The organism is Nocardioides sp., from assembly GCF_964228225.1.
In the GTDB taxonomy this organism is placed as follows: domain Bacteria; phylum Actinomycetota; class Actinomycetes; order Propionibacteriales; family Nocardioidaceae; genus Nocardioides.
Genome location: NZ_CAXQZB010000040.1, coordinates 1 through 24049 on the forward strand (window position 1 = coordinate 1; position 24049 = coordinate 24049).

General features: G+C 72.9%; 24 protein-coding genes. 11 read left to right on the plus strand and 13 right to left on the minus strand.

Annotated elements, in window-relative coordinates:
• Nucleotides 1-138: 138 nt before the first annotated feature.
• The 3 genes from xerC to glnA form a co-directional block, all read right to left on the minus strand.
• Entirely contained in the window at nucleotides 139-891 is a 753-nt protein-coding gene (xerC, locus tag ACERUJ_RS08715) for a tyrosine recombinase XerC (protein WP_370248125.1), read from the minus strand.
• Between the two features lie 159 nt (nucleotides 892-1050).
• Complete coding sequence (locus ACERUJ_RS08720) at nucleotides 1051-1323, minus strand: AlpA family transcriptional regulator (protein WP_218279195.1); 273 nt, start codon at nucleotides 1321-1323, stop codon at nucleotides 1051-1053.
• Between the two features lie 383 nt (nucleotides 1324-1706).
• Nucleotides 1707-3125, minus strand: coding sequence for a type I glutamate--ammonia ligase (gene glnA, locus ACERUJ_RS08725; protein ID WP_370248126.1), 1419 nt, complete (start codon nucleotides 3123-3125; stop codon nucleotides 1707-1709).
• 201 nt (nucleotides 3126-3326) lie between these two features.
• Between glnA and ACERUJ_RS08730 the strand changes: the two genes are divergently transcribed.
• Complete coding sequence (locus ACERUJ_RS08730) at nucleotides 3327-3785, plus strand: RDD family protein (protein WP_370248127.1); 459 nt, start codon at nucleotides 3327-3329, stop codon at nucleotides 3783-3785.
• A 66-nt stretch (nucleotides 3786-3851) separates the two neighbouring features.
• On the opposite strand, the gene ACERUJ_RS08735 is transcribed toward ACERUJ_RS08730, so the two are convergent.
• The 9 genes from ACERUJ_RS08735 to lpdA all read right to left on the minus strand — a co-directional run bounded on the left by ACERUJ_RS08735 (nucleotide 3852) and on the right by lpdA (nucleotide 13791).
• Complete coding sequence (locus tag ACERUJ_RS08735; protein WP_370248128.1) at nucleotides 3852-4595, minus strand: DUF4191 domain-containing protein; 744 nt, start codon at nucleotides 4593-4595, stop codon at nucleotides 3852-3854.
• Between the two features lie 56 nt (nucleotides 4596-4651).
• Nucleotides 4652-5584 (minus strand): lipoyl synthase, encoded by a 933-nt coding sequence (lipA, locus tag ACERUJ_RS08740; protein WP_370248162.1) that lies wholly within the window; start codon nucleotides 5582-5584, stop codon nucleotides 4652-4654.
• An 85-nt stretch (nucleotides 5585-5669) separates the two neighbouring features.
• The gene (locus ACERUJ_RS08745) at nucleotides 5670-6695 is read right to left on the minus strand and encodes a hypothetical protein (RefSeq protein ID WP_370248129.1); all 1026 of its coding nucleotides are present in this window, start codon (nucleotides 6693-6695) and stop codon (nucleotides 5670-5672) included.
• Entirely contained in the window at nucleotides 6692-7639 is a 948-nt protein-coding gene (locus ACERUJ_RS08750) for an ABC transporter ATP-binding protein (RefSeq protein ID WP_370248130.1), read from the minus strand. The genes ACERUJ_RS08745 and ACERUJ_RS08750 overlap by 4 nt, the downstream gene beginning before the upstream one ends.
• A gap of 80 nt (nucleotides 7640-7719) precedes the next feature.
• Nucleotides 7720-8463 carry a lipoyl(octanoyl) transferase LipB gene (gene lipB, locus ACERUJ_RS08755; protein ID WP_370248163.1) on the minus strand — a complete coding sequence of 248 codons (744 nt, stop codon included), beginning with the start codon at nucleotides 8461-8463 and terminating at the stop codon, nucleotides 7720-7722.
• 56 nt (nucleotides 8464-8519) lie between these two features.
• On the minus strand, nucleotides 8520-9443 hold the full coding sequence (locus ACERUJ_RS08760) for an alpha/beta hydrolase-fold protein (RefSeq protein WP_370248131.1): 924 nt from the start codon (nucleotides 9441-9443) through the stop codon (nucleotides 8520-8522).
• Nucleotides 9444-9474: 31 nt separating this feature from the next.
• Nucleotides 9475-10386 carry a TIGR01777 family oxidoreductase gene (locus tag ACERUJ_RS08765; protein WP_370248132.1) on the minus strand — a complete coding sequence of 304 codons (912 nt, stop codon included), beginning with the start codon at nucleotides 10384-10386 and terminating at the stop codon, nucleotides 9475-9477.
• 150 nt (nucleotides 10387-10536) lie between these two features.
• Nucleotides 10537-12321: a 2-oxoglutarate dehydrogenase, E2 component, dihydrolipoamide succinyltransferase gene (sucB, locus tag ACERUJ_RS08770; protein ID WP_370248133.1), complete on the minus strand. Its 1785-nt coding sequence runs from the start codon at nucleotides 12319-12321 to the stop codon at nucleotides 10537-10539.
• A 72-nt stretch (nucleotides 12322-12393) separates the two neighbouring features.
• On the minus strand, nucleotides 12394-13791 hold the full coding sequence (lpdA, locus tag ACERUJ_RS08775; RefSeq protein WP_370248134.1) for a dihydrolipoyl dehydrogenase: 1398 nt from the start codon (nucleotides 13789-13791) through the stop codon (nucleotides 12394-12396).
• A 237-nt stretch (nucleotides 13792-14028) separates the two neighbouring features.
• Here lpdA and ACERUJ_RS08780 point away from each other — a divergent pair, with 237 nt between their 5' ends.
• Entirely contained in the window at nucleotides 14029-14403 is a 375-nt protein-coding gene (locus ACERUJ_RS08780) for a hypothetical protein (RefSeq protein ID WP_370248135.1), read from the plus strand.
• Nucleotides 14404-14421: 18 nt separating this feature from the next.
• Here the strand turns inward: ACERUJ_RS08780 and ACERUJ_RS08785 are convergent, their stop codons facing one another.
• Nucleotides 14422-15933: a leucyl aminopeptidase gene (locus ACERUJ_RS08785; RefSeq protein WP_370248136.1), complete on the minus strand. Its 1512-nt coding sequence runs from the start codon at nucleotides 15931-15933 to the stop codon at nucleotides 14422-14424.
• An 85-nt stretch (nucleotides 15934-16018) separates the two neighbouring features.
• On the opposite strand from ACERUJ_RS08785, the gene gcvT reads away from it, so the two are divergent.
• The 9 genes from gcvT to ACERUJ_RS08830 all read left to right on the plus strand — a co-directional run bounded on the left by gcvT (nucleotide 16019) and on the right by ACERUJ_RS08830 (nucleotide 24035).
• Nucleotides 16019-17125: a glycine cleavage system aminomethyltransferase GcvT gene (gene gcvT, locus ACERUJ_RS08790; RefSeq protein ID WP_370248137.1), complete on the plus strand. Its 1107-nt coding sequence runs from the start codon at nucleotides 16019-16021 to the stop codon at nucleotides 17123-17125.
• A gap of 90 nt (nucleotides 17126-17215) precedes the next feature.
• Entirely contained in the window at nucleotides 17216-17476 is a 261-nt protein-coding gene (locus tag ACERUJ_RS08795) for a hypothetical protein (RefSeq protein WP_370248138.1), read from the plus strand.
• Nucleotides 17473-18357 (plus strand): PhzF family phenazine biosynthesis protein, encoded by an 885-nt coding sequence (locus ACERUJ_RS08800; protein WP_370248139.1) that lies wholly within the window; start codon nucleotides 17473-17475, stop codon nucleotides 18355-18357. The genes ACERUJ_RS08795 and ACERUJ_RS08800 overlap by 4 nt, the downstream gene beginning before the upstream one ends.
• 19 nt (nucleotides 18358-18376) lie before the next feature.
• The gene (locus tag ACERUJ_RS08805; RefSeq protein WP_370248140.1) at nucleotides 18377-19189 is read left to right on the plus strand and encodes a thymidylate synthase; all 813 of its coding nucleotides are present in this window, start codon (nucleotides 18377-18379) and stop codon (nucleotides 19187-19189) included.
• A gap of 5 nt (nucleotides 19190-19194) precedes the next feature.
• Nucleotides 19195-19722: a dihydrofolate reductase gene (locus ACERUJ_RS08810; RefSeq protein ID WP_370248141.1), complete on the plus strand. Its 528-nt coding sequence runs from the start codon at nucleotides 19195-19197 to the stop codon at nucleotides 19720-19722.
• A 163-nt stretch (nucleotides 19723-19885) separates the two neighbouring features.
• Nucleotides 19886-20320, plus strand: a complete 435-nt coding sequence (locus ACERUJ_RS08815; protein WP_370248142.1) for a hypothetical protein — start codon at nucleotides 19886-19888, stop codon at nucleotides 20318-20320.
• A 57-nt stretch (nucleotides 20321-20377) separates the two neighbouring features.
• On the plus strand, nucleotides 20378-21316 hold the full coding sequence (locus tag ACERUJ_RS08820) for an LLM class F420-dependent oxidoreductase (protein WP_370248143.1): 939 nt from the start codon (nucleotides 20378-20380) through the stop codon (nucleotides 21314-21316).
• A 52-nt stretch (nucleotides 21317-21368) separates the two neighbouring features.
• Entirely contained in the window at nucleotides 21369-22265 is an 897-nt protein-coding gene (gene dapA / locus ACERUJ_RS08825; RefSeq protein ID WP_370248144.1) for a 4-hydroxy-tetrahydrodipicolinate synthase, read from the plus strand.
• A gap of 84 nt (nucleotides 22266-22349) precedes the next feature.
• Nucleotides 22350-24035: a ribonuclease J gene (locus ACERUJ_RS08830; protein WP_370248145.1), complete on the plus strand. Its 1686-nt coding sequence runs from the start codon at nucleotides 22350-22352 to the stop codon at nucleotides 24033-24035.
• Nucleotides 24036-24049: the final 14 nt, after the last annotated feature.

Here is a 24049-nt window from a genome sequence, read left to right on the forward strand (position 1 = left end):
TGGGTCGACTGGTGGAACCACCGACGCCTGCACTCCAGCATCGGCCAGATCCCACCCGCCGAGCACGAGCACGACTACTACGCTGCCCTCAACCGAGAGCCGCACCCCGTATAGAAGCGGCAGAGAACCCGTGACGGTTCATGGAAGCGTGACGCTTCGCCGAGGGTAGGTGGCGAGGTGGCTGCTGAGTTCCGTTGCGACGCTCTCGGGCAGGGGGACGGTGCGGGTCTTATCGCCCTTGGGCAGGCCAAAGACGAGACGGTTTCCTCCGAACACCTTGACTTGTCGCCTGACCTCGACGACACCGCGGAGGAAGTCGATGTCCTCGACCGCGAGCCCGAATACCTCGCCTTGGCGTAGTCCCAGCCCAGAACCTAGCGTGACTGCGATCCTGTATTGGGGCGGGAGTGCGTCGTGCATGGAGGAGACCCATTCGGACGGCCAAGGCACCACCTTGCGGCGCGACGTTGCGGGCCTTGTCACTGAACTGGCCTTGCACGGATTCTTGGCGATCATGTCGTCGTCGACCGCAGCCGAGAAGATGGCAGATACGTTCGAGAAGATGACGCGCCGGTAGGTCTCGGCCATCTCCATCGATCGCAGGAGTTTCTGAATCGTGGACGGCTTGATCTGTCGCAGTTCGAGGTGTCCCAGCGTCGGGAACACGTGGAGCCTGAGTCGCAATTCAGTCGCCTCGTAGGTCAGTGGACTGAAGGTCCGGCTGTCGAGCCATTCCTCGGCGTAGGCCCGAAACGAGATCCTGCCGGCGTCGACATCGAGGTAGGTTCCACGGAGCTTGTCCGCCTCAACCGTGTTGCGGAATGCGACCGCCTCGGCTTTGCGTCTGAAGGTCTTGCGGCGCTGCCGCCCCTCCGGATCTCGATAGTTCACAACGTAGCGAGGGCTGCCGTCGTCGGATGGTCTCCCAGAGCTAATGCTTGCCATGGCAGCCCTCGGCAGCGTCGGACCGGGTGACCAAACATGCTGATGAGCATCTGCTCGCTGGTGGCGATGGAGTCGATTCCGGGTCAGGCTGATGGCCTGTCGGGATCACTGATTCTCCTCGAGTCGCACCGTCCAATTGATCACGGTTGCTGCCCGCCAGCGCAGGTGCTTGCCGACACGGAAGCCGGCCGGGCCGTAACCTGTCGTCCGCCAGGAGTAGATGGTCTGCTTTGTCACGCCAAGGTAGGAAGCGACATCGTCGATGTCCCACAGCTCTTGGGCCTCGACCAGCCTGGGTGCCCGGCTTCCGCGGTCTCCGCGCCGCCGCGGCCCAAAGATTCCCGGTTCCATAGCCGGCACGTTCGAGTTCGTTGCCATCATCCAGCCCCTCCTCGCGGCGTTGACGGACAGTTGGTCTACGGGCACCTATGTCCGACGGCGGCACGGGAGCGATCACGTCGGCGGAAACGATGTGGCAGCAAGATGACTCGGGCATTGCGGCGGTGGTTGCCCAACTGTGCGATGCCAGGCTGCTGGCTCGGGCAACCGACCCGGGCCGCGACCTACCCGAAGAGTCCCCTGAGGACCGTGTGGCAGGAGATGGCGCTACCCAAATTTGTACCGGATTTGTAACAGACGAGCGGCTACCAACAGCAAACGCCGCCGAACGACCAAAAGGTCGCTCGGCGGCGTTTGTGCAGGTCAGCGGCTGTTCTTTGCGGTCGTTCGGCGTTGCTGAAGGACCGGAGCCGGCGGCCCGGTTAGATGTCGTAGTACAGCTCGAACTCGTGCGGGTGCGGGCGCAGCTGCACGGGCGCGATCTCGTGGGTGCGCTTGTAGTCCACCCAGGTCTCGATCAGGTCGGGGGTGAACACGTCACCGGCGGTGAGGAACTCGTGGTCGGCCTCGAGGGCGTCGAGCACGGCACCGAGCGACGTCGGCACCTGGGCGATCTCGGCCATCTCGTCCGGCGGGAGCTCGTAGATGTCCTTGTCCACCGGGGCGGCGGGCTCGACCTTGTTCTTCACACCGTCCAGACCGGCCAGCATCAGCGCGGCGAAGGCCAGGTAGGGGTTGGCCGACGGGTCGGGGAAGCGGGTCTCGATGCGCTTGGCCTTGGGGTTGGAGCCGGTGATCGGGATCCGGACCGAGGCGGAGCGGTTGCGCGAGGAGTACACCAGCGAGATCGGGGCCTCGAAGCCCGGCACCAGGCGGTGGTAGGAGTTCACCGTCGGGTTGGTGAACGCCAGCAGCGCGGGGGCGTGCTTGAGGATGCCGCCGATGTACCAGCGCGCCATGTCGGACAGGCCGCCGTAGCCGGTCTCGTCGAAGAACAGCGGCGAGCCGTCCTTCCACAGCGACTGGTGCACGTGCATGCCGGAGCCGGTGTCGCCGAAGATCGGCTTGGGCATGAAGGTGACCGACTTGCCGTTGGCCCACGCCGTGTTCTTGATGATGTACTTGAACTTCATGACATCGTCGGCGGCCTTGAGCAGGGTGTCGAACTTGTAGTTGATCTCGGCCTGGCCGGCGGTGCCCACCTCGTGGTGCGCGCGCTCGACCTGCAGGCCCACGCCCTCGAGGTTCTTGACCATCTCGTCGCGCAGGTCGGTGTAGTGGTCGTAGGGCGCGACGGGGAAGTAGCCGCCCTTGAGGCGGGTCTTGTAGCCGAGGTTGTCGCCCTCCTTGCCGGAGTTCCACCAGCCCTCGATCGAGTCGATGTGGTAGTAGCTCTCGTTCACACCGGTCGAGTAGCGCACCTGGTCGAAGATGTAGAACTCGGCCTCGGGGGCGAAGAACGCGGTGTCGGCGATGCCGGTCGTGCCGAGGTAGGCCAGCGCCTTGCGCGCGCTGTTGCGCGGGTCGCGGCTGTAGGGCTCACCCGTGATCGGGTCGTGGATGAAGAAGTTCACGACCAGCGTCTTCGCGGTGCGGAACGGGTCGATGAACGCCGTCGTCGGGTCCGGGAACAGCGCCATGTCGGACTCGTTGATGGCCTGGAAGCCGCGGATCGAGGACCCGTCGAACCCGAGGCCGTCGTCGAAGACCGACTGGTCGAAGGACGACACGGGAACCGTGAAGTGCTGCATGATGCCCGGCAGGTCGCAGAACCGGACGTCGACCATCTCGACGCCCTCGTCCTTGATGAACGCGAGCAGTTCATCGCTGGTCTGGAACATTCGTCCTCCTTGGCCGCAGCGCGGCCTGTGACAGAACTCGACAGTGAGGTGGCTCACGCTGGGCAGCGATGAGCCCTTCCCGCAAACTAGGAGCGGGCCGTTACTCGACCGTATCGGGTTTGTTTCGCCCATGTAACGCCTTGTCCGTCCGGCGGTTGCCTCACCCGCTCCGAGGAGGCGCCGCCCTCTAGGCTCGAGGACGTGAACACGACGCCCTCGTCCCGCGCTGCCAGCGGGTCCGACGCCGGCCTGCCGACCGCCTCCTGGGCCCGCCGGTTCCTCGCCCTGGCCCTGGACTGGGTGGCCTCCACCCTCGTCGTGCTCGCGATCATCGGCCCCGACCGCTACTACGACCCCGGCAGCCCCGCGGGCTTCCTCACCCTCGGGGTGTACGTGCTGGAGTCCTCGCTACTCACCTGGCTCAACGGCGGGTCGTTCGGCAAGCTCGCCACCGGCCTGCGGGTGGTGCCCGCCGACGGGCGCTTCCGGGCCTTCAACCCGCTCAGCCTCGTGCTGCGCCAGGTGATGGTGGCCCTGGTGGTCCCGCCGCTGGTCTTCCGGCCCGACGGCCGCGGGCTGCACGACGTGCTCGTGGGCACCGCCACGGTGAAGCGCTCGATCTTCGACGCGATGCTCGCCAAGGCACGCGGCGGTCGCTGAGGAAAACGCACCCGCGCCCCGGCCGCCGGGGCGGCGCGGGGCGCGGGGGAGGAACGGGGTGCGGGCTCAGCGGCCGCGCATGTTCTGGCGCATGCCCTTCATCGAGGTCGGCACGGGGCCCTTGGGCAGCGGCACCTTGGGGCGCTGGGCGTCGAGCGCACGCAGCCGGTTGAGCACGTCGGTGATCTCGGCCGGCTTGACCTGACGCTTCATCTTGCGCAGGTGCTTGGTGAGCCGCGCCAGCGGCACCTGACCCTCGTCGTTGCCCACGACGATCTCGTGCACCGGCAGGTCGGCTAGCACGCGCTGGTGGCGCTTGCGCTCGCTGGTGAGCAGCGGCCGCACGCGGTTCGGGTTGCCCTCGGCGACCAGCACCACTCCGGGCGGGCCGACGACGCGGTGCACCAGGTCCTGCTGCTTGGTGAAGGCCACGACCTCCTCCACCCGCCAGCCGCGGCGCAGCGTCGTCAGGGCACGGGCGCCGGCGCCGAGCTGGCCGTCCATGCGCTGGTAGGCCGCGCGCTCGGCACGACGGCTGAAGACGACGAGGGTGCCGAGCATGCCGAAGATCAGCCCGCCGAGCGCGGACAGGATCCAGTTGAAGACCCCCTGGCCCGAGGGCGGCAGCCAGTAGAACAGCGCGAACCCGAGGCCGCCGAAGACCACCGCGGAACCGAGCAGCCACCACGGCAGGGCGGGGTCGCCCTGGGTGGACAGCTTGTAGGTCTCGATGATCTGACGACGCCGACTCATGGTGGTCGGGTCGAGGGGGGCACCGGCGGTGGTGCCGGACTTCTTCTCCTTGGCCATCGGGCGCAGGCTGCCTTTGCTGGTCGGCGGGTCGGGGCGGAGCCGGGGGAGGCGGCTCAGGCGCGGACGCCGTCGCGGGCGTCCATCGCCTGACGGTACAGGCGCCCGGCCCGGTACGACGAACGCACCAGCGGTCCTGAGAGCACCCCGGAGAACCCGATCTCCTCGGCCTCGGCGGCGAGCTCGACGAACTCCTCGGGCTTGACCCACCGCTCGACGGGGTGGTGGCGCACGGTCGGGCGCAGGTACTGGGTGATGGTGATCAGCTCGCAGCCGGCGTCGTGGAGGTCGACCAGCGCCTGGCTGACCTCCTCGCGCGTCTCGCCCATGCCGAGGATGAGGTTGGACTTGGTGACCAGACCGGCGGCCCGGGCCTGCGTGAGGACGTCGAGGGAGCGCTCGTAGCGGAACGCCGGGCGGATGCGCTTGAAGATCCGCGGAACCGTCTCGACGTTGTGCGCCAGCACCTCGGGACGGGAGTCGAAGACCTCGGCCAGCAGGTCGGGCCGCCCGTTGAAGTCGGGGATCAGGTTCTCCACACCCGTGCCGGGGTTCAGCTCGTGGATGGCGCGCACGGTCTCGGCGTACAGCCAGGCGCCGCCGTCCTCGAGGTCGTCGCGCGCGACGCCGGTGATCGTGGCGTAGCGCAGCTCCATCTGCTGCACCGACTCCGCAACCCGCCGCGGCTCGTCGCGGTCCAGCGGCTGGGGCTTGCCGGTGTCGATCTGGCAGAAGTCGCAGCGTCGGGTGCACTGGTCGCCGCCGATGAGGAAGGTCGCCTCCCGGTCCTCCCAGCACTCGAAGATGTTGGGGCAGCCCGCTTCCTGGCACACGGTGTGCAGGCCCTCGGACTTCACCAGCTTCTGCAGCGCCTGGTACTCCGGCCCCATCCGGGCGCGGGTCTTGATCCACTCCGGCTTGCGCTCGATCGGGGTCTCGGCGTTGCGGACCTCCAACCGCAGCAGCTTGCGACCGTCAGGGCTCGGCATCGACGTCACCCCCTCAGCCTACGCCGCACGCCCAGCGCCCCGGACATCGCCGGGACGCCGGGCGACGGCGTCGTGGAGGGGACCGTCAGGGCAGGTCGCGACGGCGGAACGAGACCGCCGAGGCGGCGCCGAGCAGGCCCAGCACGAGCCCGTAATAGCGCACGCCGTCGCCGAGCTCGAGGGTGCGCTCGGTGCTGCAGTCCAGGCCCGCGGGGGTGCTGGCGCCGGAGTAGCAGGCGTCGGGGGCGTTGACGTAGTAGCTGGTGCCGTCGCTCACGATCGCGGCGGCGTTGTAGGCCGGGCTCCATGGGCCGGGGTCGTCGGGACCGACGGTGTTGAGCAGCGTCTCGCCGATCAGGGCGATGCCGAAGATCAGCCCCAGGCTGAAGACCGTCGAGCGCGAGAGCATCGTCAGCGCGTACCCGCCGAACGCGGCCGCCCCGGCGAACAGGGCCACCCGCACGTCGAAGGCCACGAGATCGCCCAGCAGCCCCGCGCGGGTCGCCGGGAAGTCGCGCCCGGTGACGGCGGCGTACATCAGCGTCGTGTAGGCCGCCGCTCCCAGCACCGAGACCACCGCGCCGGTGAGGGCCACCGCGATCGCCTTGGCCGACCACACCAGTCCGCGTCGGGCACGCACCAGCACCTGGTTGCTCATCGAGCCGGTGTTCCAGTCGTGTCCGGCGAAGGTGGTGCCGACCAGGAACGCCCACGCCACGAGCACGACGGCGACCAGCAGGCCCGAGCCCTCCTCGATCTCGCGGTCCGGGCGCAGGATGTTGACCTCGTAGTAGTAGTCCTCGGGGTCCTCGGAGAGGTAGTTCAGGCCGGTGTACTCCCGGCACAGCTCCTCGGTCTGCGCCGGGTCGGCCGCCTCGATGCCGTACCGGTCGGGCTTGGCCACGCAGCGCTCGTAGTCGCGCTGCGTCACCCGCACGCTCTGGGCCTGCTGCTTCGCCGCCTGCGCCTGGTCCTCGGCGGTGGGGGCTGAGGTCGAGAAGACCATCAACAGCGCCACCACGGTCGGGATGACCAGGGCGCTCACCAGCAGGACCAGGATCGCCCGGCGCCAGCGCAGCCGGGTCAGCTCGACCAGGATCTGGCGGATCATGCCGCACCGCCCGTCGTCGCGCCGGTGTGGCCCAGCGCCTCACCCTCGGTGAGCTCGAGGAAGACCGACTCCAGGTCGCGCCGCTGGGGCACCAGCTCGCTCACCCACAGCCCCGCACCGCCGAGGGTGCGGGAGATCCGGGCGCCGTCGGGGTCCTCCACGACCAGCGCGTCGCCGTCGATGCGGGCGCTCACACCGGCGGCGGCGAGCACCTGGAACGCCGTCGCCGGGTCGCCGTCCACGCGCACGCGGTGGCCGGCGTCCTGCCCGCCGATGAGGTCGGACACCGAGCCGGAGGCCAGCATCCGGCCCCGGCCGATGATCGTGGCGGAGTCGCACACCTGCTGCACCTCGGCGAGGATGTGCGAGCTCAGCAGCACCGTGACGCCGCTGGCGCCGAGGTCGCGGATCGTGTCGCGGATCTCCCGGATGCCGGCGGGGTCGAGGCCGTTGGTGGGCTCGTCCAGGATCAGCAGCGCGGGGTCGCGCAGCAGGGTCGCCGCGATCGCCAGGCGCTGCTTCATGCCCAGGGAGTAGGACTTGTACCGGTCCTTGTCGCGACCGACCAGCCCCACGGTCTCCAGCGCGGCGTCCACCCGGGCAGCGGGTGCACCGCCGGCCATCGCCAGCAGGCGCAGGTTCTGGCGGCCGGTGAAGTTGGGGGAGAACTTCGGCGACTCCACGACCGCGCCCACCCGGGGCAGGACGTCGGGCAGCGCCTGGGGCACCGCCTGGCCGAAGAGCCGCATCTCGCCGCGGGTGGCGCGCGCCAGCCCCAGCAGCATGCGGATCGTGGTGGTCTTGCCCGAGCCGTTGGGACCGAGGAAGCCGTGGACACCGCCTGCGGGCACCGCGAGGTCGAGGTCGGCCACGGCTACCCGTGTGCCGCGTCGACTGCGGAACTCCTTGTGCAGGCCCCGAGTTTCGATGACGTAGTCGCTCACCCCTGCATCCGACCACGCCCACCGCGACGCGGGCCCGCTCGGCGTCGGCGTGTCCGATGCTGCTCGCGAGCTCCGGGGAGTCAGGCGCCGGGCGTGAGGACCTGCACGCGGGGGCCGGCGGTGCGGCCTGGCTCGGGGCGGGGCTCGTAGTCGGGGGTGGGGGTGTAGGGCTCCCAGGCGAGGTAGCGCGCCAGCGCCTGCTCCAGCACCGGCACGACCTCGACGACGCCGACGTCGCGCCCCAGCTCCGCCGAGAGGGAGGTGACGCCGGCGTCGGCGATCCCGCAGGGCACGAACCGGTCGTACCAGCCGAGGTCGACGTCGCAGTTGAGGGCGAAGCCGTGCATCGCCACCCCCCGGCTGACCCGGATGCCGATCGCGGCGATCTTGCGCTCGGGGCGCCCGCGTCCCGGGTCGGCCTGCAGCCACACCCCCGACCGGCCGGGCACGCGTGCGGTGGTGACGCCGAAGTCGGCGCAGACCTCGATCAGCGCCTCCTCCAGACGGCGTACGTAGTCGACGACGAGCACGTGCTGGGGCAGCCGCACGATCGGGTAGCCCACCAGCTGGCCGGGGCCGTGGAAGGTGATCTTGCCGCCGCGGTCGACGTCGATCACCGGGGCGCCGCCGGTGTCGAGGGGACGCTCGTGGGCGTCGGTGCGCTTGCCCGCGGTGAACACCGGCGGGTGCTCCAGCAGGAGCACGGTGTCGGGCCGTTCGCCGGCCACCACCGCGGCGTGCACCTCGCGCTGCAGCTCCCAGGCCGCGAGGTACTCCACGGCGTCGGCGCCGAACCCGGCGATCTCCACGGCCGGTCCCGGCACCTGCTGAGCTGCACTCACACCTCCGACGGTACTCCCGTCATCTCGGTGTCGGGCGTTCAGGAGGCGAGCGCCTCGCCCACGAACCGCAGGTCGGCGGGCAGCTGCCCGAAGGTGAAGCCGAGGGTGTGGCCGCCGACGCCGACGTGGAGGTCCAGCGGCGCGCCCGGCGGGAAGCCGCGCACGTAGCGCAGGGTGGCGGGGAAGAAGCGGTCGAAGGTGCCGATGCTGACCCGGGTGGGCAGGTCGGCCAGCTCGGCCTGGCGTCCCATCACCGAGTAGCGCTCGTACTCCGCGGCGTCGGCGAACCCGTCGGGGTGCGCGGCGGCAGGATCGAGGTAGAGCCCGGGGCTGCCCGCGGCGATCCCGGCCACCCGGTCGGGTCCGAGCAGCCCGCCCAGGTGCAGCGCGCCGTAGCCGCCCATCGACCAGCCCAGCAGGGCGCACCGGCGTCGTCGTCCGCGGGCGCCGAGCGCCACGTGGTCGTGGTCGGCCAGTCGGGGCAGCAGTTCGTCGGTCACCAGCGCGCCGGGGTCAACGCCGTCGGGCCGGGTGTGCCAGAACCCGTTGCCGCCGCTGATCGCCGCGATCGCGAAGGGCGGCACGCCGTCGGACACCGCCGCGGCCAGCCAGCGCGCCAGGTGCACCGGCTCGCCCGCCAACGACGCCGCGGTGCCGCCGTGGCCGTGCAGCGCCACCGCCACCGGAACCCTCCCGCGCACTCCGGGCGGGCGCATCAGGCACCACCGCACCCGCGCCCCGCGCATCGCGGCGGAGGTGAACTCGTGACGCTCCACCGGACCGACCGACACGTCGGGCACCCGCGCGAGCGTGGAGGTGGACGTCGGCTGCCAGGGGCCGCCGTCGGTCTCACCGCCGGTACGGCCGGCCGGGTCGGCGGCGCGGTTGCATGCCGACGTCGTGGCGACGGCGAGGGCGCCCAGCAGGGCGCGACGACGCAGCGCGGGGGGCGGGCCGATCACGGGCCTAGCCTCCCACGCGGTGGCTAAGGACTCAGCCGGCCAGGCCGGTGCGCAGCAGGCTCGCGACGTCGGGGTCGGCGAAGGTGAAGCCCGCCTCGAGCAGCACGCTCGGGTGGGCGCGCACGGAGCCCAGCAGCTCCGGGCCCATCGCGCCGGCGGCGGGCCGCACGACGGCGGCGGGCGCGGGCAGGAACGCCTTGCGGTGCAGTGCGGCGGCCAGCGCCCGGGTGAACTCGGCGTTGGTGGGCGCCTCGGGGAGTGCGATGTTGACCGGCCCGCTCACCGTGTCGTGCTCGGCGAGGAAGATCGTGGCGCCCACCCAGTCGCGCAGCGTGGACATCGGCATGTACTGCCGGCCGCTGCCGATCCGTCCGCCCAGGCCGGCCTTGAAGAGCAGCCGCAGCTGCTGCAGCGGGGCGTGGCGACGGTCCATGACCGGTGAGGTGCGCAGCACGCACACGCGGGCCCCGGCGGCACGCGCCGGATCGGCGGCGGCCTCCCAGTCGCGCGTCACCCGGGTCAGCAGGGCGTCGCCGCGCGACTCCGAGGCCTCGGTCACCACCGCGTCGCCGTGATCGCCGTAGTAGGAGATGCCGTTGCCGGCCAGGAACGCTGGACGCCGCTGCGAGCCCGCGATCGCGACGGCCAGGGCGTGGGTGGTGCGCACCCGGCTCTCGAGCAGCTCACGCGCCCACTTCTTGGAGTGGGGGTTGCCGACCGTCGGCGCGCCGGCGAGGTTCACCACGACGTCGGCGTCCTCGATCACCGCGGCGTCGAGCCGCCCGTCGGTGCCGGCGTAGGGGTCCCACTGCGACTCCCCGGACCCGGCGGGGTCGCGACGCACCAGCCGGGTGACCCGGTGACCCCGCGACCCCAGCTCGGCCACCAGGGCCTGTCCGAGGAACCCCGAGGCTCCGGCGACGACGACGTGCAGCTGCTCCATGCCCCCACCCTCCCAGGATCACGGTCACCCCTGTGGTCACCGTTTCCCGTCGTCACAAGCATTCGGCAGGTGAAATCGCTGATTCCACCTGCCGAATGCTTGTGACGACGTCCCCCCGGCGACCCACGCAGGGCCGCCGGGGGAGGAGGGTCAGAGGTCGAAGACCCCGGCCTCCAGGCGCTTCTTGACGTCGGAGAGGAACCGGCCGGCGTCGGCGCCGTCGACCAGCTGGTGGTCGTAGGTGAGCGCGAGGTAGACCATGTGGCGCACCGCGATCGTCTCGCCCAGGTTGGGGTCGTCGATCACGACGGCGCGCTTGACCACCGAGCCGGGGCCGAGGATGGCGACCTGCGGCTTGTTGATGATCGGGGTGTCCCACAGGGCGCCCACGCTGCCGAGGTTGGTGATCGTGAAGGTGCCGCCGGACAGCTCGTCGGGGCCGATCTTGTTGGTGCGGGTGCGCTCGGCGACGTCGGCGATCTTCTTGGCCAGACCGGCGATCGAGAGGTCGCCGGCGTCCTTGATCACCGGGGTGATGAGGCCCTTCTCGGTGTCGACCGCGATCGAGAGGTTCTCGTGGTCGTAGTAGGTGACCTCGCCCTTCTCGGTGTCGATGGCGGCGTTGAGCTTGGGGTGCACCTTGAGGGCGTCGATCGCGGCCTTGGCGAAGAACGGGAGGTAGCTGAGCTTCACGCCCTCGCGCGCGGCGAAGTCGGCCTTGTTCGCCTCGCGCAGGCGGGCGATGTTGGTGACGTCGACCTCGACCACCTGCGTGAGCTGGGCGGAGGTGTCGAGGGACTCGATCATCCGCTCGGCGATGATCTTGCGCAGCCGGCTGAGCTTCTCGGTGGTCCCGCGCAGCGGCGACGGGGTGGCCGCGGGGGCGCTCGGCGCCGCGGGTGCGGCAGCGGCGGCCGGGACGGCGGGAGCCGGGGCGGCGGCCTTCTGCGCCGCGGCGGCGTCGAGCACGTCCTGCTTGCGGATGCGACCCCCCACGCCGGACCCGGTGACCTGGGCGAGGTCGACGCCGTGCTGGGCGGCGAGCTTGCGCACCAGGGGGGTGACGTAGTTCGGGCCGTCGCCGGAGGCCGTGTTGGCGACGGCGGCCAGCGCGGCCGGCTCCGGAGCGGCCGGCGCCGCGGGTGCCGCCGAAGCCGCGGGCGCCGCCGGAGCCGCGGGCGCCGCCGGAGCGGGCTCGGGGGCGGGGGTCGGCTCGGGCGCGGGAGCGGGCTCGGGGGCCGGCGTCGGCTCCGGGGCGGGCGCGGGCTCCGGGGCGGGGGCCGGTGCAGCCGCCGCGGCCGAGGCGTCGCCGATGACGGCGAGCTCGGCGCCCACCTCCACCGTCTCGTCCTCGGCGACCTTGATCTCCAGCAGGGTGCCGGCCACGGGCGAGGGGATCTCGGTGTCGACCTTGTCAGTGGAGACCTCGAGCAGCGCCTCGTCGACGGCGACGGCGTCGCCGACCTGCTTGAGCCAGCGGGTGACGGTGCCCTCGGTGACGGACTCACCCAGCGCCGGCAGGGTGACGGCGGTGCCCGACGCGGCCGCGGGAGCGGCGGCGGGCGCCGCAGCCGGGGCCTCGGCCGCCGGAGCGGCGGGCGCCTCGGCGACCGGTGCCGGCTCGGGCTCGGGGGTGGGCTCGGGGGCGGCCGCGGGGGCCGGCGCGGCGGGCTCGCCACCGCCGGCGGGGGCCTCGCCGGCCTCGCCGATCAGCGCGAGCACGGCGCCGACCTCGACCGTGTCGTCCTCGGCGTCGCGGATCTCGAGCAGGGTGCCGCCGACGGGGGAGGGGATCTCGGTGTCGACCTTGTCGGTGGAGACCTCGAGCAGCGCCTCGTCGACCGCCACCGTGTCACCGACCTGCTTGAGCCAGCGGGTGACGGTGCCTTCGGTGACGGACTCGCCGAGTGCCGGCAGGGTGACTTCGGTGGCCATGGGATCGCGTGTCCTTCGATGTGTGGGTCGGTGCTGGTGCTGGTGGATCAGGGTGCTGCGGGGTCGTGCGGGTCAACCGTGGGTGTGGAGCGGGGAGCCGGCCAGGGCCAGGCAGGCCTCGCCGAGGGCCTCGTCGAGGGTGGGGTGGGCGTGCACCAGGGGTGCGACGTCCTCGGGGTGGGCCTCCCAGCCGACCATCAACTGGGCCTCGCCCACCAGATCGCCGACGCGATCTCCCACGAGGTGGACACCCAGCAGCGGCCCGTCGACGCGGCGCACGAGCTTGACGAAGCCCTGGGTGCCGAGGATCTGGGCCTTGCCGTTGCCGGCGAGGTCGTAGGTGAGGGACCGGACGGCGTCGGCGCCGTGCGCCTGCACGGCCTCGGTCTCGGTGAGCCCGACGGAGGCCACCTCGGGTCGGCTGTAGGTCACGCGCGGGACCGCGGCGGGGTCGACCGGGGCGGGGGAGAGGCCGGCGATGTCCTCGGCCACGAACATGCCCTGCGCGAAGCCGCGGTGGGCCAGCTGGGGGCCGGCGGTGAGGTCGCCGACGGCGTAGACGCCGTCGACGCCGGTGCGGCACCGCTCGTCGGTGACCACGAGACCGCGCTCGACGCGCACCCCGATCGCCTCGAACCCGAGGTCGTCGACCCGGGCCACCCGGCCGACGGCGACGAGGAGCAGGTCGGCGCGCAGCGTGTCTCCGCCCTCGAGGGCGACGGTGACGGGCCCGGCGGTGCCCTCCTCGACCTTCACCCCGGTGACGGGGGAGCCGGTGCGCACGGTGATGCCGCGCTTGCGGAAGCCGCGCTGCAGGGCGGCGGAAGCGGCCTCGTCCTCACCGGCGACGAGCCGGGGGAGTGCCTCGACCAGGGTGACCTCGGCGCCGAGGCTGCGCCAGATGCTGGCGAACTCGCAGCCGATGACGCCGCCGCCCAGCACCACGACCGAGGCCGGCACGCGGTCGAGCCGCAGCGCCTCCTCGGAGGTCACGACGCGGCGCCCGTCGATCGGGACGGCGGGCAGGGTGCGGGGCATCGACCCGGTGGCGAGCACGAGGTGACGTCCGGTGTGCACGGTGGCGACGCCGGCGGCGTCGGTGACGGTGACCTCCCGGGGACCGGTCACGCGCCCCTCACCCGCGACGACGGTGATGCCGCGGCTGCCCACCAGGCCGGTGAGGCCCTTGAACAGCCGGGACACGACCTGGTCGCGGTAGGCGTTCACGGCGGGCATGTCGATGCCCTCCAGGCTGGCCCGCACGCCGACGTGGGCCGCGTCGCGCACGTGGTCGGCGACCTCGGCGGCGTGCAGCAGCGCCTTGGTGGGGATGCAGCCCTGGTGCAGGCAGGTGCCGCCGAGCCGGTCGCGCTCGACGAGGGTGACGCGGAGGCCGAGCTGCGCGGCGCGCAGCGCGGTGGCGTAGCCGCCGGAGCCCGCGCCCAGCACGAGCACGTCGACGTCGGTCACCCTGTCCCCTTCCGGTCCCCAGCGGTCCCCTTCCAGGACCTGCCCCCGTGGTGCGTCCTGCGATCTGCGGGAGGTCGGTCCCATCCTTGCACTACCGCCGGGCCGCCTCGCAACGGCACCGCTACGGGCCGGTAGCCCCGTCCACCGCGCCCCGGGACGGGCCCGGCCTCACGGTCCGGTCGTGGCCCCGTCGTGGCGTCCGCGGCGGCGGCCTGGGTTCTTTGGCAGACTGGGGGTATGGCGTTCCTCGACCGGTTCAAGCGACGCGGCCCCGCGATGAGCGGCCCCGTGCGCGACGGGCTGCGCACCGGCTCCACCCGGGTGCGTGCCTCCGACAAGGTCGACCTCGCCCATCTGCAGGAGTTCGTCGAGACCCGCACCGGCGTGGAGGGCTTCGTCGAGCCCCGCACCGCCGTCAGCGAGGTCACCCTGCTGCTGGTGGCCCACGACGGCGAGTGGACGCGTCGGCGCGTGCCGTCGGTGAAGTGGGCCCACGACTTCGCCAACAACCACCGGGTGCCGTCCTACGACGCCGCCGTGGTCGGCATCCCGCAGCGCATGCGCGACTACAACAGCCGCATCAAGCGACAGCAGCGCGAGCAGGGCCGCTGAGCGGCTGAGCCCGAGCGCTCAGGCCCCGTCGGACCCGTCGGCCATCAGTCGGGCCAGCTCCACCAGCGTGCTGACCGTGACGCCGGTGCCGCCCGCGGTCCAGTGGCCGGTGGGTGCGGAGACGAACGACGGGCCCGCGATGTCGAGGTGGGCCCACGGACGACCGCCGGTGAACTCGCGCAGGAACGCGGCGGCGAACAGCCCGCCGCCCCAGCGGATCCAGTCGTGCTGGGAGAGGTCGGCCACCGTGCTGCTGCGGATGCGCTCGCTCATCACCGGCGGGATCGGCATCGGCCAGTGCTCCTCGCCGGCGACCTCCCCGGCGCGTCGCACGAGGTCGACCGCGTCGTCGGTGCCGAGCAGGCCGCTGAGCCGGTCGCCCAGCGCCATCACCATGTGACCGGTGAGGGTGGCGACGTCGACGATGAGGTCGGGCTCGGCCTCGGCCGCCATCACCAGGGCGTCACCGAGCACCATGCGGCCCTCGGCGTCGGTGTTGGCGAGCTCGACGGTGGTGCCGCCGTACATCGTGACGACGTCGCCCGGCCGCGACGCGCGCCCGCTGACCATGTTCTCGGCCAGGGCCGCCCAGGTGCTGACCCGTACCGGGAGCCCGAGCTCGGCGATGGCGAGGGTCGCGTGCACGACCGCGGCGGCGCCGGCCATGTCGGACTTCATCGTGGTCATGCTGCCGCCGGGCTTGATCGACAGACCGCCGGAGTCGAAGGTGATGCCCTTCCCGACCAGCGCGAGGTGGGCCACGGCGCCCGGCGGGGCGTACTCGAGGGTGACCAGGCGCGGCGGGGCGGCCGAGGAACGCCCGACCGACAGGATGCCGCCGCAGCCGAGGGCGGCGAGCTGCTCCTCGTCGTGCACCGTCACCGTGATCGGGGCCGCGTCCCGGCCGCGCTCGGCCAGCACCTGCTCGACCCGCTCGGCGAACAGCGGCGGGGTGAGGTCGTTGGGCGGGGTGTTCACCCAGTCCCGGGTGCGGGCGGTCGCGGTGGCGATCGTCTGCGCCTCGGCGAAGGCCTGCTTGGCCTCGGCCTGGCGTGCGGCCGGGCTCAGCACCGCGACCTCGGCGGGCGCGGTGCTGCGGGTGCTGCTCTTGTAGGCGGTGAAGGTGTAGCCGCCGAGCAGGAACCCCTCGGTCACGGCGCGCACGCGCTCCGGGGTGTCGGCGGGCAGCGCCAGCGCCACGGACGCGGCGTTGCTGACCGCCCGGGCGGCCGCACCGGCGGCGCGGCGCAGCGCGACCACGGAGTCGTCCTTGCCGAGGCCCACCAGGTGGAGCACGGGGCTGCCGAGCGTGCCCTGCGTGGGCACCTTCACGATCTCACCGGCCGCGCCGGTGACCCCGAGGGTGCCGAGCAGGGAGGTGAGCTTGCGGCCGTACGCCGCCGCGACGTCCTCCGCGCCCTCGGCCAGGCTCGGCCGGCCGCCGGACCCCTCGCCGGGCCGGACGCCGACCACGACGGCGTCGGCCTTGGTGCGGGCGGGGCTGGCGCTGCGCAGCGCGTACGACGTCACCCGAGCAGGATAGGCGCCGGGGCCGTCGGCGCGGTCCGCACCCGGGTGGGGCGCGGTGAGGTGTGCCGGGCGCTAGGTTCGGTCCATGACGCTGCTGCGCTCGCCCCTGCATGACCGTCACGCGGCGCTGGGCGCCAAGTTCGCCGAGTTCGGCGGCTGGGAGATGCCGCTGGAGTACGCCGGCGGCGGGGTGCTGAAGGAGCACGCCGCGGTGCGCGAGGGCGTGGGTGTCTTCGACGTCAGCCACCTCGGCAAGGCCACCGTCACCGGACCCGGGGCCCGCGCGTTCGTCAACGCCACGCTCACCAACGACCTCGACCGCATCGGCCCCGGTCAGGCGCAGTACACGCTGTGCTGCGACGACGCCTCCGGCGGGGTCGTCGACGACCTCATCGCCTACCTGCGCGCCGACGACGACGTCCTGCTGGTGCCCACCGCCGCCAACACCCCCGAGGTCGTGCGGCGGCTGCAGGCCCAGGCGCCGGCCGGGGTGGAGGTCACCGACCGGCACCGCGACCTCGTGGTGCTGGCCGTGCAGGGGCCCGACAGCGACGACCTGCTCGACCGCCTCGGCCTGCCGACCGGGCACTCCTACATGCGCTTCGAGACCGCCGAGTTCGCCGGCCGGCCGATCACCGTGTGCCGCACCGGCTACACCGGCGAGCGCGGCTACGAGCTGATCGGCCCCCACGAGGTGGCCCCCGCGCTGTGGGACGCGCTGCTGGAGGCCGGGGCCGAGTTCGGGGTGCGGGCCTGCGGCCTGGGGGCCCGCGACACCCTGCGCACCGAGATGGGCTACCCCCTGCACGGCCACGAGCTGTCGCTGGACATCACCCCGCTGCAGGGCCGCGCCGGCTGGGCGGTCGGCTGGGACAAGCCCGCGTTCTGGGGCCGGGAGGTGCTGCTCGCCGAACGCGCCGCGGGGCCGCGGCGTCGGATCTACGCGCTGGAGGCCGTGGGCCGGGCGATCCCGCGCCCGGGCATGAGCGTGAGCCTCACCCCCGACGTCCTGCTCGGCGAGGTCACCTCCGGCACGTTCTCCCCGACGCTGCGGCGCGGGATCGCGCTCGCCCTGCTCTCCACCGTCGTGGCCCCCGACGCCGTGGTGGGCGTCGACGTCCGCGGGCGTCGCGAGGAGTTCCGGCTGCGGCCGCTGCCGTTCGTGGAGACCTCGGTGCGCTCCGACGACTGACCTCACCCGCCCGACCCCACCCGCCCGGTCGCCGGGGCGACCACCCGGTCGGTGCGACCGGGTGTCGGCGCGGGGCGGCAGACTGGTGCCATGAGCCTGCCCGATCAGCCCTCGGTGTTCCGTCGTCCCAACGCCTCCGAGCGACCGTGGTCCTGGCGGCTGCTCGACGCCGACGCCGCCGAGGTCACGCTCGAGGGCGGCGAGCTCGCCGACCAGCGGTTCCTGTCCCAGGGCGACGCGGAGTCGTGGATCGGCGAGGTCTGGCCCGCGCTGTTGGCCGAGGGCGTCGAGCAGGTCGTGCTCCTCGAGGTCGACCGCGAGGTCTACGGCCCCATGAGCCTGCGGGCATGAGCCGGCCCGGGCAGGACCTCCCGGGCTGGACCTACCGCTGCGTGGACGTGTTCAGCGACGGTGGCCTGTCCGGCAACCCCGTGGCGGTCGTCCACGACGCCGAGGACCTCGACGACGCCACGATGGCGCGGTTCGCCCACTGGACGAACCTGTCCGAGACCACCTTCCTGCTGCCGCCCACGCCCGAGGGGGCCGCGGCCGGCGCCGACTACCGGCTGCGGATCTTCGCCCCCGGCGGCGAGCTGCCCTTCGCCGGCCACCCCACGCTCGGCAGCGCGCACGCCTGGCGCGAGGCCGGGGGAGTGCCCCGGGTCCCGGGGCGGCTGGTCCAGGAGTGCGGCGTCGGGCTGGTCACGGTGCGCGAGACGGGCACCGGCGGCCGGCTGGCCTTCGCCGCCCCCGACCTGCTGCGCTCCGGGCCCCCGACGCCGGCCGAGCTCGCCGCCGCCACGGCCGCCCTGGGCCTGGATCCCGACGCCGTCGTCGAGGCCTCGTGGATCGACAACGGCCCCGGGTGGCTGGGCCTGCTGCTCGCCGACGCCGCCACGGTGCTCGGGCTGCGTCCCGACTTCGCCGCGTTCGGCGACCTCAAGCTCGGCGTCGTCGGTCCCTACGGCGCGGCCGGGGCGGGCGAGGCCGACGTCGAGGTGCGGGCGTTCTGCCCGCAGTACGGCGTGCCGGAGGACCCGGTCACCGGGAGCCTGAACGCCGGACTGGGGCAGTGGCTGGCCGGCCGGGTGCTGCCGGCCGACTACGTCGCGGCCCAGGGCACCGTGCTGGGCCGGGCCGGGCGCGTGCACGTGTCGCGCCAGGGCGATCAGGTGTGGGTGGCCGGCGACACCTGGACCACGCTGCGCGGGGTGCTCCGCCTGCCGTCCTGACCCGGTCTAGGCTGCTCGCGTGCAGGCCTACCACGAACTGCTGCAGCGGATCCTCGACGACGGCGTCGTCAAGGGCGATCGCACCGGCACCGGCACCCGCAGCGTGTTCGGCCACCAGATGCGCTTCGACCTCGAAGCCGGGTTCCCGCTGGTCACCACCAAGAAGGTGCACACCCGCTCGGTCTTCGCCGAGCTGCTGTGGTTCCTGCGCGGCGACACCAACGTCGCCTGGCTGCAGGAGCGCGGCGTCACGATCTGGGACGAGTGGGCCGACGAGCGCGGCGACCTCGGTCCCGTCTACGGCCACCAGTGGCGGTCCTGGCCCACCCCCGACGGGCGTCACGTCGACCAGCTCGCCGACGTCGTCGCCCAGCTGCGCACCGACCCCGACTCCCGGCGACACGTCGTGTCGGCGTGGAACGTGGCCGACCTGCCGCAGATGGCGCTGGCGCCGTGCCACACCCTGTTCCAGTTCTACGTCGCCCCGGCCGACGACGGCGGCCCCGCGCGGCTGTCGCTGCAGCTCTACCAGCGCTCGGCCGACGTGTTCCTGGGCGTGCCCTTCAACATCGCCAGCTACGCGCTGCTGACCCACATGGTCGCCCAGGTCGTCGGGCTGCGCGTGGGCGACTTCGTGCACACCCTCGGCGACGCCCACCTCTACCTCAACCACCTCGACCAGGCCCGCCTCCAGCTCACCCGCGACCACCGGCCGCTGCCGCGCCTCGTGCTCGACCCCCGGGTGACCGAGCTCGACGCCTTCGACCTCGAGCACATCGCCGTCGAGGGGTACGACCCCCACCCCGCCATCGCCGCCCCGATCGCGGTCTGAGCGCGGTGAGTCTCCCCGCGGACCCCGGGAACACGCCGGCGGAGCCCGGGCCGGTCGTGCTGATCGCGGCGGTGGCCCGCAACGGGGTGATCGGCGCCGACGGCGGCATCCCCTGGCACCTGCCCGCCGACTTCGCCCACTTCCGCGCCACCACGCTGGGCCACACCCTGCTGATGGGGCGCGCCACCTACGACTCCATCGGCCGGCCGCTGCCGGGGCGCCGCACCGTGGTGCTCACCCGCGACACGACCTGGGACCCCGGACACCCCGAGGTCGTCGTGGCCGGGTCCGTCGAGGAGGGCCTGGCCGCGGCCCGTGCCGCGGGCGGCACCGTGTTCGTGGCCGGCGGTGCGACGGTCTACGAGGCGTTGCTGCCCCACGCCGAGGAGCAGGTGGTCTCGGAGGTCGCCCTCACCCCCGACGGCGACACCCACTACCCCCGCATCGACCCCCGGGAGTGGGTCGAGGTCGAGCGCACGGCCCACGACGGCTTCGACGTCGTGCGCTGGCGCCGGCGGCCCGGACCCGTCTGACCCGCCGGACCCGGGCAGATCCGGGCAGATCCGGGCAGATCCGGGGCAGGTGCGGGACCGGGGCCGGGGACGCGTAGGGTGGGAGGCCGATTGTCAGACAACAGCCGAGTTCGCGGCGTGGCTCCCGGAGCGTGACGCCGCCCGCCGAGGAGGTCCGGGCCCCATGGGAGTGCTGTCGCGTCGTCGTCTCGCCGGGGCGGCCTCGGTCCCCCCGCACGTGGTGGGCTCGGCGGTACGCCGCGGGCGCCGTCTGCTGGTCGACCTGGTCGTGGCCCGACCGCCGCACCCCGGGGCCGAGGCGTCGGAGTCCGGCGACCCCCTCGGGCCGTTGGAGGTCGTGGTGCGGGTGGCCGGGGCGGCCGCCGCCGACCCGGAGCACCCGCGGGCCGCGGGCTGGACCCCCGCCGAGCGGGTCGAGTGCGAGGGCGACGACGACGCCCGGGTGCTGGTGTTCCGCTTCACCGCTCAGGGCACGCTGCCCCCCGCGGCGTCGCGTCCGCTGGTGTTCGAGGCCGACCTGAGCCCGACCGACGGGCTGACCCTCGAGGTCGACGTGCCGGCGCCGACGGCGGTGCCGCTGGTGCTCGCCGTCGGCTGAGCCGTCCGCCCCGGTCCGGCGCCGGGGGTGTCGGTGGCGCGTGGCAGGCTGGCGGACATGAGCGAGACGTCCGGCCCGACCGAGCTGCGCATCTTCACCGAGCCCCAGCAGGGCGCGGTCTACGACGACCTGCTGGCCGTCGCCCTGCGGGCCGAGGCGCTCGGGTTCGGCGCCTTCTTCCGCTCCGACCACTACCTCGGCATGGGCACCCCGGGGCTGCCCGGCCCCTCCGACGCCTGGATCACCCTGGCCGGCCTGGCCCGGGAGACCTCGACGATCCGTCTGGGCACGATGATGACCAGCGCGACCTTCCGCCACCCCGGGCCGCTGGCGATCAGCGTCGCCAACGTCGACCAGATGAGCGGGGGACGCATCGAGCTCGGCATCGGCGCCGGCTGGTTCGAGGCCGAGCACACCAAGTACGCCATCCCGTTCCCGAGCACCCGCGAGCGCTTCGACCGCTTCGAGGAGCAGCTGGCGATCATCACCGGGCTGTGGGCCACCGAGGGCGGCTTCGACTTCGAGGGCGCCCACTACCGCGTCACCGACAGCCCGGGGCTGCCCAAGCCGGTGCAGGACCCGCCGCCGGTGCTCATCGGCGGCATGGGTCCCACCCGCACCCCCGCCCTGGCCGCCCGCTACGCCGACGAGTTCAACCTGCCCTTCGTCGACGCCGAGGCCGGTGCGGCGCAGTTCGCCCGGGTGCGTGCGGCGTGCGAGCGGCTGGGCCGCGACCCTGAGGACCTCACCTACTCCGCGGCGCTGGTGGTCTGCGTCGGGCGCGACGAGGCCGAGATCGCCCGCCGGGCCGCGGCGATCGGCCGGGAGGTGGGGGACTTGCGGACGAACGGCGTCGCCGGCACGCCGGCCGAGGCGATCGAGCGGATCGCCGACTTCGCCGCGATCGGGGCGCGGCGGATCTACCTGCAGGTGCTGGACCTGCGCGACCTCGAGCACCTCGACCTCATCGCCGCCGAGGTGATGCCGCACGTGTGAGCGGCGGGTCCCGACACCCTCACCCGGTCGGTGAAGCGATAGCCTGAGCCCCATGAGCACCGCGCCCGCCGCTCCGTTCGGCACCATGTTGACGGCGATGGCGACCGCGTTCACCCCCGACGGCGCGCTCGACCTGGAGGGCACCCAGCGCATCGCCCGCCATCTGGTGGCCACCGGCCACGACGGCCTGGTCGTCTCCGGCACCACGGGGGAGTCCGCCACGACCTCCAAGGAGGAGGACGGCGAGGTCCTCGCCGCGGTCCGCGACGCCGTCGGGCCCGACGTCCACCTCGTGGCCGGGGTCGGCACCAACGACACCAGCACCTCGGTCTGGCTCGCCCAGCAGGCCCGCAAGCAGGGGGCCGACGCGGTCCTGCTCGTGACGCCCTACTACAACAAGCCCGGCCAGCGCGGCATCGTGCAGCACTTCCGGCAGGTCGTGGAGGCCGCCGAGTTGCCGGTCATGCTCTACGACGTGCCCGGCCGCACCGGCAGCGCCATCGAGCTGGCCTCGTACGAGGAGATGATCGGCTGGGAGCCGGTCGTCGCCGTCAAGGACGCCCTGGGCGACATGCCGCGCGCGGCCCGCCTGGTGCAGCTGGGCTACTCCGTCTACAGCGGCGACGACGTCAACACCCTGGCGTTCCTCGCCCACGGCGCCTGCGGGCTCGTCTCGGTCGTCGGCCACGCCGCCGGCCGCGAGCTGTCCGCGATGATCCGCACCTTCCAGTCCGGCGACCACGCCGGTGCGCTGGAGATCTACCACCGCCTCGCGCCGGCGTTCGCCGCCGTCATGGGCGTGCCGAACTACGGCGCCACCACCGCCAAGGGCTGCCTGCAGCTGCTCGGCGTGCTCGAGCACCGCACGGTCCGTTCGCCGCTGGTGCCCCTCGACGACGACGAGTACGCGGCGCTGCGCGCCGGGCTCGCCGCCGCCGGCCTGCTCTGACCCCGTCGCGGCGCGCCGCGGCACCCACTCCCGCCAACCGTCCGACCCCTGCGTGGTCGGCGGCGCGAGCCGACAAGGAGACCTGTGAGCCACCCGCACCCCGAGCTGAGCACCCCGCCCCCGCTGCCCGACGGCGGCCTGCGCGTCATCCCGCTGGGTGGGCTCGGCGAGGTCGGGCGCAACATGACCGTCTTCGAGCACGCCGGCAAGCTGCTCATCGTCGACGCCGGGGTGCTGTTCCCCGAGGAGAACCACCCGGGCGTGGACCTGATCCTCCCCGACTTCGCCCCCATCCGGGACCGCCTCGACGACATCGTGGCGATCGTGCTCACCCACGGCCACGAGGACCACATCGGGGCCGTCCCCTACCTGTTGCGCGAGCGTCAGGACATCCCGCTGGTCGGGTCCGCGCTCACCCTGGCGCTGCTGCGCAGCAAGCTGCAGGAGCACCGCCTGCGCGAGACCGTGCACTACCCGGTCAAGGAGGGCGAGCGGCTCCCGATGGGGCCCTTCGAGCTGGAGTTCATCGCGGTCAACCACTCCATCCCCGACGCCCTCGCGGTGGCGATCCGCACCGAGGCGGGGCTGGTCCTGCACACCGGCGACTTCAAGATGGACCAGTTGCCGCTGGACGGCCGGATCACCGACCTGCGCGCCTTCGCCCGGCTCGGCGAGGAGGGGGTGGACCTGTTCCTCACCGACTCCACCAACGCCGAGACCCCCGGGTTCACCGCCGCGGAGAAATCGATCACCCCGGTGATCGACCGGGTCTTCCGCGAGTCCAGCCAGCGGATCATCGTGGCCTGCTTCGCCTCCCACGTGCACCGCGTGCAGCAGGTGCTCGACGCCGCCGTCGCCCACGACCGCAAGGTGGCCTACGTCGGGCGCTCGATGGTGCGCAACATGGCGATCGCCCGCGACCTGGGCTACCTCACGGTGCCTGACGGCGTGCTGGTGGACGCCAAGGAGCTGGCCGACCTGGCCCCCGAGCGCCAGGTGCTGATCTCCACCGGCAGCCAGGGCGAGCCGATGAGCGCGCTGAGCCGGATCGCCCACCGCAGCCACCACTTCGTGCACCTGGAGGAGGGCGACACCGTGCTGCTCGCCTCCAGCCTCATCCCGGGCAACGAGAACGCCGTCTACCGGGTCATCAACGGCCTGTCGCGCTGGGGGGCGCGCGTGGTGCACAAGGGCAACGCCCTGGTGCACGTCAGCGGCCACGCCAGCGCCGGTGAGCTGCTGTACTGCTACAACATCGTCAAGCCGCGCAACGTGCTGCCGGTCCACGGCGAGATCCGCCACATGCTCGCCAACGCCGAGCTCGCCCGCGCCACCGGCGTCGAGAACGTCGTCGTGGCCGAGGACGGCATGGTCATCGACCTGGTCGACGGCAAGGCCGGCATCGTCGGCAAGGTCGAGGCCGGCTACGTCTTCGTCGACGGCACCTCGGTGGGCGGTGTCACGGAGGCCGAGCTGAAGGACCGTCGGATCCTCGGCGAGGAGGGCTTCATCTCGATCATCGTCGTGGTCGACTCCGTCACCGGGAAGGTCTCCGGCGGTCCCGAGATCCACGCGCGCGGCCACGCCTGGGAGCAGGGCGCCTTCGACGCCATCCGCCAGCCCATCGTGCAGGCCGTCGACGCCGCCATCGCCGAGGGCACCACCGACTCCTACCAGCTGCAGCAGGTGGTGCGCCGCGTCGTCGGGCGCTGGGTGAGCAACACCCACCGCCGCCGTCCGATGATCCTGCCGGTCGTCGTCGAGGCCTGACCCCCGCTCCCTCC